The organism is Streptomyces sp. NPDC087440, from assembly GCF_044744005.1.
In the GTDB taxonomy this organism is placed as follows: domain Bacteria; phylum Actinomycetota; class Actinomycetes; order Streptomycetales; family Streptomycetaceae; genus Streptomyces.
Genome location: NZ_JBIUXN010000024.1, coordinates 128,792 through 137,720 on the forward strand (window position 1 = coordinate 128,792; position 8,929 = coordinate 137,720).

8 protein-coding genes are annotated in these 8,929 nt (G+C 72.4%); 4 read left to right on the plus strand and 4 right to left on the minus strand.

Features of this window, described 5'->3' with window-relative positions:
* Positions 1-82: 82 nt before the first annotated feature.
* Positions 83-1,531 (plus strand): SpoIIE family protein phosphatase, encoded by a 1,449-nt coding sequence (locus ACIO3O_RS35470; RefSeq protein WP_401753011.1) that lies wholly within the window; start codon positions 83-85, stop codon positions 1,529-1,531.
* Positions 1,532-1,784: 253 nt separating this feature from the next.
* On the plus strand, positions 1,785-2,573 hold the full coding sequence (locus ACIO3O_RS35475; protein ID WP_401753012.1) for a hypothetical protein: 789 nt from the start codon (positions 1,785-1,787) through the stop codon (positions 2,571-2,573).
* A 149-nt stretch (positions 2,574-2,722) separates the two neighbouring features.
* On the opposite strand, the gene tsaD is transcribed toward ACIO3O_RS35475, so the two are convergent.
* Both tsaD and ACIO3O_RS35485 read right to left on the minus strand, forming a co-directional pair.
* Positions 2,723-3,790, minus strand: a complete 1,068-nt coding sequence (gene tsaD / locus ACIO3O_RS35480; protein WP_401753013.1) for a tRNA (adenosine(37)-N6)-threonylcarbamoyltransferase complex transferase subunit TsaD — start codon at positions 3,788-3,790, stop codon at positions 2,723-2,725.
* A gap of 82 nt (positions 3,791-3,872) precedes the next feature.
* Positions 3,873-4,367, minus strand: a complete 495-nt coding sequence (locus ACIO3O_RS35485) for a nucleoside deaminase (RefSeq protein ID WP_401753014.1) — start codon at positions 4,365-4,367, stop codon at positions 3,873-3,875.
* Between the two features lie 157 nt (positions 4,368-4,524).
* Here ACIO3O_RS35485 and ACIO3O_RS35490 point away from each other — a divergent pair, with 157 nt between their 5' ends.
* Complete coding sequence (locus tag ACIO3O_RS35490; RefSeq protein WP_401753015.1) at positions 4,525-5,538, plus strand: CehA/McbA family metallohydrolase; 1,014 nt, start codon at positions 4,525-4,527, stop codon at positions 5,536-5,538.
* A 42-nt stretch (positions 5,539-5,580) separates the two neighbouring features.
* On the opposite strand, the gene ACIO3O_RS35495 is transcribed toward ACIO3O_RS35490, so the two are convergent.
* Together ACIO3O_RS35495 and ACIO3O_RS35500 are read right to left on the minus strand one after the other, a co-directional pair.
* Positions 5,581-6,258 carry an NADPH-dependent F420 reductase gene (locus ACIO3O_RS35495; protein ID WP_401753016.1) on the minus strand — a complete coding sequence of 226 codons (678 nt, stop codon included), beginning with the start codon at positions 6,256-6,258 and terminating at the stop codon, positions 5,581-5,583.
* A gap of 189 nt (positions 6,259-6,447) precedes the next feature.
* A complete protein-coding gene (locus ACIO3O_RS35500) occupies positions 6,448-7,041 on the minus strand; it encodes a Type-2Aa cytolytic delta-endotoxin (RefSeq protein WP_401753017.1) in 594 nt (197 codons plus the stop codon).
* 347 nt (positions 7,042-7,388) lie between these two features.
* Between ACIO3O_RS35500 and ACIO3O_RS35505 the strand changes: the two genes are divergently transcribed.
* Positions 7,389-8,732: an MFS transporter gene (locus tag ACIO3O_RS35505; protein WP_401753018.1), complete on the plus strand. Its 1,344-nt coding sequence runs from the start codon at positions 7,389-7,391 to the stop codon at positions 8,730-8,732.
* Positions 8,733-8,929: the final 197 nt, after the last annotated feature.

The window sequence follows — 8,929 nt, forward strand, 5'->3', positions numbered from 1 at the left end:
GTCTGACGCATGATGGGCGCGTGAGAGCGAATGACGGGCGCGTGAGAGTGCGGGACAGGCGCGTGAGAGTGGCCGCGGCCGCATGACGGACTTTCCCCACGGCCGACCCCACGACCCGGCCCACGGCGCGCAGCCGTTCCACGCGCAGGTGTCCCCAGCGCAGGCGGGCCCGGCACAGGCCTCTCCAGCACAGGCGTCCCCGGCCCAGGCCTCCCCGGCGCAGCCTTTCCACGCGCTGCCGCCCCTGCGCCAGGAGGTGCGCCGCCTCGCCCGCGCGCACGGCCTGCCGCTGGAGACCACCGCACGGCTGGTCCTGTCGGCCTCCGCCCTGGCGGCCGAGACCGTCCGTGCGGGCCGCGCGGTGACGCTGTGCGCGACGTCGGTGACGTCGGTGACGTCCGTGCTGTCCGAAGCGGCGCAGGAGCCCCTCCCCTCGCTCGGCGTGCCCGGTGCCGCTCCGGTGCCCAGACCCGGGGGTCTTGCGGGCCCTTCCTCCCCGTACCTCCGCATCGTCCTCGGCGACCTGGTCCCCGGTCCGGCCGTGCAACACCTCGCGCTGCCGCCCTCGGACGTCACCCCCGACCCCGACTCCGGCTCCCACTCCGTGACCTGGCTGCTGGCGCGCGGAACGCCCGCCGCGCCCACCGGCACCGAGCCCCTCTCCGACGCCGAGGCCTACGAGGCCGAACTCCGGGCCGTCCTCGCCCGTGTCGACTCCCTCGCCGAGGAACACCGCCTGCTCCAGGAGGAGTTGGCCGAGACCAACGGCGGCGTGGTCGCCCTCTACGTACAGCTCGAAGAGCGCGACGCACAGGTGCGCAGCGCGCACGGCCGCACGCTCCTCGAACTGGAGGAGAATCTGCGGCCGCCGGTCCCCCGCGTCCCCGGCGTCGACCTCGCCGTGCACTACGCCCCCTCGGACCCCGCCGCCCCCACCGGCGGCGACTTCTACGACTGGTTCACCCTGCCGGACGGCACCCTGCACATCACCGTCGTCGACGCGCTCGGCCACGGCGTGCGCAGTACCCGCAGCGCCCTGACCGTCACCCACGCCGTGCGCACGCTCGCCCTGGAGGGCTACCCGCTGGAATCCCTCCTCGCCCGTGCCGACCGTCAACTCACCCCGTTCGCACCGGGGTTGCAGGCGACCGTCCTGCTCGTACGACTGGACCCGGCCACCGGTGCGCTCCGGATCGCCAACGGCAGTCACCCGCCCGCCCTGCTCCTGCGCGCCGACGACGACAGTGCCCGTTATCTGTCGGTACGGGGCCGGGGCGTCGGCTATCCGCTCCCCGGCAGCGAGGCGATCCGGCACGAGACGCTCGCCCCCGGCGACCTGCTCGTCCTCTACACCGACGGCCTCACCGAGAGCCGCCGGGACCCGATCGAGGGCGAGGAGCGCCTCGTCGCGTCGGCCCGGCGCCGGGCGGGGCTGCCGCTCGCGGAGATTCCCGCCGCGATCGCCGCCGACATGCACAGCGTCGTACTCCACTCCGACGACACGCTGGCACTGGCCGTACGGCTGCGCTGACCGGTCCGCAGTGATGACGGCTGCGGCGATGACGGCTGCGGTGAAGCGCCCATGGTGAAGCGTGCGACCGGCTGTCCGCCTCCGGCAGCCGGTCGCACGCTTCACCTCTCCTCCACCCCCTGCACCACAAAATCCCATCCATGGGTTTACTCCAGCGAACCCGGGTACTCGGGGTGCACACCGAACTCCCCTTTCCCAGGGGGGATTTCGGGCGGGGGATTTCCGGTCCCATTCACACTTGGAGGGGTTTGCTGTGAAGGCGAAGTTCGTGGTGTCGGCGGTGGCGTGTGCGGCTCTGGCCATGGGGGTGTCGGGCTGCGGGGAGGCCGATGCTCCCGGCTCGTCGGGTTCGCCGGACAAGAAGGCCGAGAAGAAGACCTTCGACGGGAAGTCCCCGGACCAGATCGCCGACGCGTCCGTCGCCGCGACCAAGAAGGCGCCTTCGGTACGGATCAAGACCGAGGCCGCCGCCAACGGCCAGTCGGCGACGTCCGACTACGTCGTCGACACCCAGGGCAACTGCGCGGGCACCAACACCCAGCAGGACGCCAAGGCGGAGATGCGCCGCGTCGGTTCGGTCACCTACCTCAAGGCCAACCAGCAGTACTGGGAGGCCCTCCTCAAGCAGCAGGGCAGCGGCGCCAAGGGGGAGAAGGCCGCGGCCACCTTCAAGGACAAGTGGGTGAAGCTGCCCCCGGCCGACGCGAAGGCCACGCAGGCGGGCTGCGACAAGGACGCGGTGATCGCCCTGTTCGACCGGGACAAGTCCGAGCGCAAGGGCATGACCCGCGCCAAGGACACCCAGGTCGACGGCAAGAACTCCGCCGTGCTCCAGAAGAAGACCGCCCAGGGCGAGACGACCACGATGTACGTGGCGGCGGAGGGCGAGCCGTACATCCTGAAGGTCGAGCAGAAGGGCGGGAAGGCGCCGATCACGACGACCTTCTCGGACTACGGCAAGCCGGTGGACGCGAAGGCCCCGCCGGCGGGCGAGGTCGTGGACCCGCAGAAGCAGCAGAAGGGCGGGGCGGCGGCCTCGTAAGTACGGTCCCGTACACGCGAGTCCAGTACGGTCCCGTACGGTCCCGTACACGCGAGTCCAGCACGGTGCCGTACGCGCGGTGCGCACGATGTCGGCGAGGGGCCCGGGGGCAGACAGCACCCCGGGCCCCTCGCCGTCGCACCGGCACTTCACGCAGCCCGGGCGTCCCGGGCGAGGGGATGCAGCGCCGCGTACTCCAGCGGCGCCGACGGATCGATCGACACGTCCCACGGGGCGGGTTCGGCACCGGCCCGGACCAGCAGGTCCCCGACGGCGGCGATCATCGCGCCGTTGTCGGTGCACAGCCCCAGCGGCGGTACGCGCAACGCGATCCCCGCCTCCCGGCACCGCTCCTCGGCCAGCACCCGCACCCGGGAGTTGGCGGCCACGCCCCCGACGACGACCAGGGTCCGCACCCCGTGCTCCCGGCAGGCGCGCACGGCCTTGCGGGTGAGGACGTCCGCCACGGCCTCCTGCAACGAGGCCGCCCCGTCCGCCACCGGCAGGGCGGTCCCGCGCGCCCGGTGCTGCTCGGCCCAGCGGGCGGCGGCCGTCTTCAGCCCCGAGAAGGAGAAGTCGTACGCGGAGTCCCGCGCCCCGGTCAGCGGCCGGGGAAACGCCACCGCACGCGCGTCCCCCTCCCGCGCGGCCCGGTCCACGGCGGGCCCGCCCGGGTACGGCAGCCCGAACACCCGGGCCACCTTGTCGAAGCACTCCCCTGCGGCGTCGTCCACGGTGTCGCCCAGGTGCACGATGGGGTCCCGCGCCAGATCCCTGACCAGCAGCAGCGACGTGTGCCCGCCGGACACGACCAGCACCATGCAGGGGTCGGGCAACGGCCCGTGCTCCAGGGTGTCGGCGGCCACGTGCCCGGCCAGATGGTGCACCCCGTACAACGGCACCCCGAGCGAGTACGCCAGGCTCTTCGCCCCGGCCAGCCCGACCTGCAAGGCCCCGGCCAGCCCCGGCCCGGTGGTCACGGCGACGGCACCGACGTCCCGCATCCGCAGCCCCGCCCGCTCCAGCGCACTGCGCACCACGGGCGTGAGGGACTCCAGATGCGCCCGCGCCGCGATCTCCGGCACGACCCCGCCGAACCGCGCGTGCGCGTCCATGCTCGACGCCACCGCATGCCCGAGCAGCCGCCCGTCCCGGACGAGCCCCGCACCGGTCTCGTCGCACGACGACTCGATCCCGAGCACCACCGGAGTCCTCACCACTCCCGCTCCTCACACAGTTCTTCCGCTATTGCACATTCTTCGCAATAACGGTACCGCGCCGGGAGCACCCGGTCGGACGTCAGCCCCAGAAGCCCGCGTGCACCTCGCGTGCCTCGGGCAGGTCCACCGGCCCGACGACCGGCAGCGGGCGCTGTCCGGCGCGGAACACCTCGCGGCAGGGCAGGGACATCGTGGGGTTCTCGTCGTTGGCGCCGGTCATGGCGAGGAGTTCGTCCTCGCCGAGGGCGTAGACGACGCGGCCGATGCCGCCCCAGTAGATGGCGCCGGAGCACATCGCGCAGGGTTCGGTGCTGGTGTAGAGGGTGCAGGTGCGCAGGAAGTCGGCGTCGTACCGTGCGGTGGACAGCCGGACCAGGTTGGTCTCGGCGTGGCCGGTGGCGTCGCGTTCGGTGGTGACGGTGTTCTGCGCCTCCAGCAGGACGTCGCCTTCGGGGCCGGTGAGCACGGCGCCGAAGGGGTGGTTGCCCGCGGCGCGGGACCGCCGGGCGACCTCGACGGCGGTACGCAGTCGGGCGATGTCGGTGCCGGACGCGGCGGGGGCGGTGGTGCTCATGCGGAAATCTCCTGGGAATCGGGGGGCAAAAACGTCCTCACCGGCGAAGGTTGGTACCGCACCCCCACCCACTGCAAGACCTTTACGGCCTCCTCGCCCCACCCGGGGCGGCCGCCTTGACGTGCCCACCGCCCAAAGCCCCAGGGAGAACACCGAGATGGACCCCGATCCCCATTCCCCGCCGGCCCGGGCGACGGGGCGGGGCCCCGGCTGGTACCGGGGCGACCTCCACGTGCACTCCCGAGCCTCCTCGGGCGGCGAGCTGACCCCGCCCCAACTCGCCGCTGAGGCACGCCGGCTGGGCCTCGACTTCCTGGCGACCACCGAGCACGCGGGCGCACAGACGCACGACCAGTGGCACCCGCTCGCCGCAGACGACCTCCTGGTGGTCCTCGGGCAGGAGGTCACCACACACACCGGCCACTGGCTGGCGCTCGGCCTTCCGCCCGGCCGAACCGTCGCCTGGGACTACGGAATCCGGGACACGGCGGAGCCCTCCCTCGACGGCCAGTTGGCGACGGTACGCGGCTGGGGCGGGACGAGTGTGGTCGCCCACCCCTACGCGCCGTACCCCTCCGGCACCTTCATGTACCCCTACGAGGGCTTCGACGCCGTCGAGGTGTGGAACGGGGCGTGGGACTCCGACGTGCCCTGGCAGGCGGACAACGAGACCGCCCTCGCGGAGTGGGGGCGCGAGCTGGCCGCCGGGGTGCACCGGGGGCGGTGGCGGCCCGCCGTCGGGAACAGCGACGCCCACCTGGCGGGGCAGTTGGGGCTTCCGCACACGGTGGTGTGGGCGGCGGAACTGAGTACGGCGGCCATCCTCTCCGGCATCCGCGCGGGGCGCAGTTGGATCGCGGAGTCGGGCGAGGTGGAGGTGTCCTTCACCGTGACGGGGCACGACGGGCGGAGCGCCGGGGTGGGCGAGCGCCTCGCCGCGCCCCGGGACGCGCCGGTCGTGGCACGGGTGGAGGTACGGGGTGTGCCCGGGGGCGTCGTCAGCTTCCACACCGAACGCGGGACCGTGCACCGGGAGCCGCTGCCGGAGGGCGGGGCGGGGGCCGTGGAGTGGGGTACGAGTGCGGAGGAAGCCGGGTTCGTACGCGTGGAGGTGCGGCACCCGGACGGGCGGATGGCGGCGCTCACCAACCCGGTGCTGGTGGGCGGGTGAGCGCGGGCCCCCTTGGCGGGCGCGGGCCCCTTCGCGGGACGGTCAGTCCGCCTGCTGGATACGGAAGTTGAAGTTGCCGTGCCCGACCACGCCCCAGAGCTGGACCCACAGCGGGAGGGCCTGTTCCGTGGCGCGGGCGGCCGTGATGTCGCCGAGGTCGATCAGGGCGTCCTGGGGCCAGCCGAAGCTGAGCAGCAGTTCGGCCGTCCGCTCCTTGGCTTCGGCGTCGTTGCCGCACAGGAAGACGTTGTGCGGGCCGGGGACGAGGCCGGGCTCGACCATCACGGAGCAGTTCATGGTGTTGAGCGTCTTGACGACCCGGGCCTCGGGGAAGGCCCGTTGTATCTGCTCGCCCAGGCTGTCCGTTCCGACGGGGTCCAGGGTGGGCGGCATGCCGCGGGAGAAGTCCAGCGGGTTCGACACGTCGATGAGCAGCTTGCCGTGCAGGTTCTCGGCGCCGGCTGCCCGCAGGGCGGCGAGGCTGGACGTTCCGGCGGTCGCGTTGACGACGGTGTCCGCGGTGGCGGCGGCGTCCGCGAACGTGGCCAGGGCGATGTCGGGTTGGGCGGCCGACCACGCGGCGAAGGACTCCTCGGAGTCGGTCTGCGCCAGGGTGCGCTCGACGTCGCGGGTGCCGATGGTCACCTTGTGGCCCTGCGTCGCCAGTTTCGCCGCCAGGGTCCGTCCGACGACGCCCGTGCCGAAGACTGCGTAGTTCATGGGGGTCCGCTCTTTCGCTCAGCCGGATCGACCGGGTTGACGGGGCGAGTCAACTCGATGCCGGGCAGTGCTGTCGAGACTTTCGGGGCACGGAGGCGGACGGAGTTCGCAGGCCCGTGGGGCGGCGGCCCGGGACGGCGGGCCGAGGCAGGTGCGACGGGCGTCAGGCGACCTCAGGTGTTACGGACGTCAGGCGGCGGCCGGTGCCGAGCCGTCCAGGGTGCTGTCCAGGGTCTGGCGGACCACGATCGCGTTCAGGCGGATGCGGTACGGGGCGATGTCCGTGAGGGACAGCGCGCCCACGGCCGCCTTGTCGAGGCCGACCGTCACGTCGATGCAGAAGGCGATGCCGTACAGGTCCTCCCCGCCCTGGAGGGCGAAGAAGAGGTCGCGGTAGTAGCTGGTGCTGTCGGGGGATTCGTCGTAGTACGCCAGGCCCTGGGCCCCCTCCTGCGTGGCGAGGCCGGTGAAGGCGGCCTCCAGCTCCCGCTCGATCGTGGGCCAGAAGGCGGCGTCGGCGAACTCCGGCGGGAGGGCCTGGCGTACGGCCTCCTTGAGGGACAGGGCCATCACCGCGACGGGCGCGGTTTCCTGGAGGCCCCAGCCCCGCACCAGCTTGACGATCGAGCTGTCGGGGATCGCGGCGGCGGCCTCCCGGATGTGGCCGAAGTCGAAGTTGACGGTCGCGGGCGCGATGGCGGCCTGGAAGAGGCGGTCCATCGCCCGGGCCTGACCCAGGTGTTGGGGGTCGACGTCCGTGACGGTCCTGAAGGTTGCGGTCATCCTTGTCGTTCTCCTCGTGCGGGGACTTCAGTGGTGGTCGGGCCCGGTTCCCGGCCGGTGGGGGCCGAAGTGATCGCGGGCGGGGCCAGTATGCCGGGGGCCCCGGCCCGGAGGGGGACGCGGGGAGGGGGGTGCTGCTGCCGCTGCGGGCCGAGGTGGCGGCCAGCGGGGGGGCAGCATCCGGGCCGTTCGGTGGGGGCCACCGGACCCGTGACGGCACCTGCTCCGCGTACCGGACCTGCATGGGACATGCGCGTGCTCCCCGTACCGGACCTGCACGGGACATGATCGAAACCGCTCTATGATCAGCCCCTCCCCCACCCCACGGCCCCCTCTTGGAGCACGCAGTGAAGACAGGCGACCACATCGTCCAGGAGCTCCCTTGGAAGTGGGGCGTCCAAGGGAGGATCTTCGTCATCGGCGGCCTCGGCTACCTCTTCGACGCCTACGACATCGCCCTCAACGGCTTCCTGATGCCCCTGGTGGGCAAGGAGTTCGGCCTGAGCATCGCCGAGCGCGGTCTGGTTGCCACCGCGAACCTCGTCGGCATGGCGGTCGGCGCGGTCGCCTGGGGTTCGGTGGCCGACCGGATCGGCCGCAAGAAGGCCTTCAGCGTCACCCTGCTGATCTTCGCCGTGTTCTCGGTCCTGGGCGCGCTCTCACCGTCGTACTGGATCTTCCTGGTTCTGCGCTTCCTCGCCGGGATCGGGCTCGGTGGCTGCATCCCGGTGGACTATGCGCTGGTCAGCGAGTTCTCGCCGCGCAAGTACCGGGGACGGATCCTCACCGCGCTCGACCTGTGGTGGCCGATCGGGGTGACGCTGTGCGGCGTCGTCTCGACGGCCATGCTGCCGCTGGACGGCAACTGGCGCTGGATGCTCTTCACCATGACGCTGCCCGCGCTGCTGCTGTTCTGGGTGCGGCGCGGTGTCCCCGAGTCGCCGGTGTACCTGTCGGGCAAGGGGCGCGAGGCCGAGGCGCGGGCCGTCATCGACGACCTGGTGACCCGTACCGGCGCACCCGTCGAACCGTACGAGATCCCCGAGCCCCCCACCGCTCCCCGCACCCGGGGACTCGCGGCGGCGGCCGAGCAGCTGCGGCTGATCTGGGCGTTCAGCCCGCGCATCACCTCGGCGGTGTGGCTGATGTTCGCGACAATCCTGCTGGTCTACTACGCGGCGCTGAGCTGGATGCCGTCCATTCTCAAGGCGGAGGGCCAGGCCGACACCGCCGCCTTCACCGGGACGACGCTGATGGCCGGGCTCGGGATTCTGGGCGTGCTCGTGTCGACCGCGCTGGTGGACGTGGTCGGGCGCAAGTGGCTGATCGGGGTGAGCGCGCCGCTGGCCACCGTGGCGCTGGTCGTCTTCGCGCTCGTACGGGACCGGGAGACGGCGCCGCTGATCGCCATCGGTGCGTTCGGCTTCCTCATCCAGCTGGCGATTCCGGCGCTGTACGCGTACGCGTCCGAGCTGTACCCGACCGCGCTGCGGGCCAGCGGCTTCGGCTGGGCGTCCTCGGTGAGCCGCGCGCTGACCGGGTTCGCGCCGCTGCTCTTCGGGTCGGTGCTGTGGCCGGTGCTCGGGCTGCCGTGGACCTTCGGGGTCCTTTCCGTGGCGGTGCTGCTGGCGATGGGGTGGATGGCGGTGGCGGCCCCGGAGACGAAGGGGCGGGAGCTGGCTCGCGTCTAGTGCCCCCCCTACGCCCGACGGCCTGGACCGGGCACCGTGTGCCGCGCCGCAAGGGTCCCCGCCGAGTGGGAGTCCGCCGGACAGCAGAGTCCTGCTGGAGTACTAGTACTCCAGCCGGACTTTGATGTACTGCCTGGTCAACGGCTTGGGTGTGGGGAGTGTAGCGGGGTGGTGCCGAGTGCGGGACGGGTTTGCGA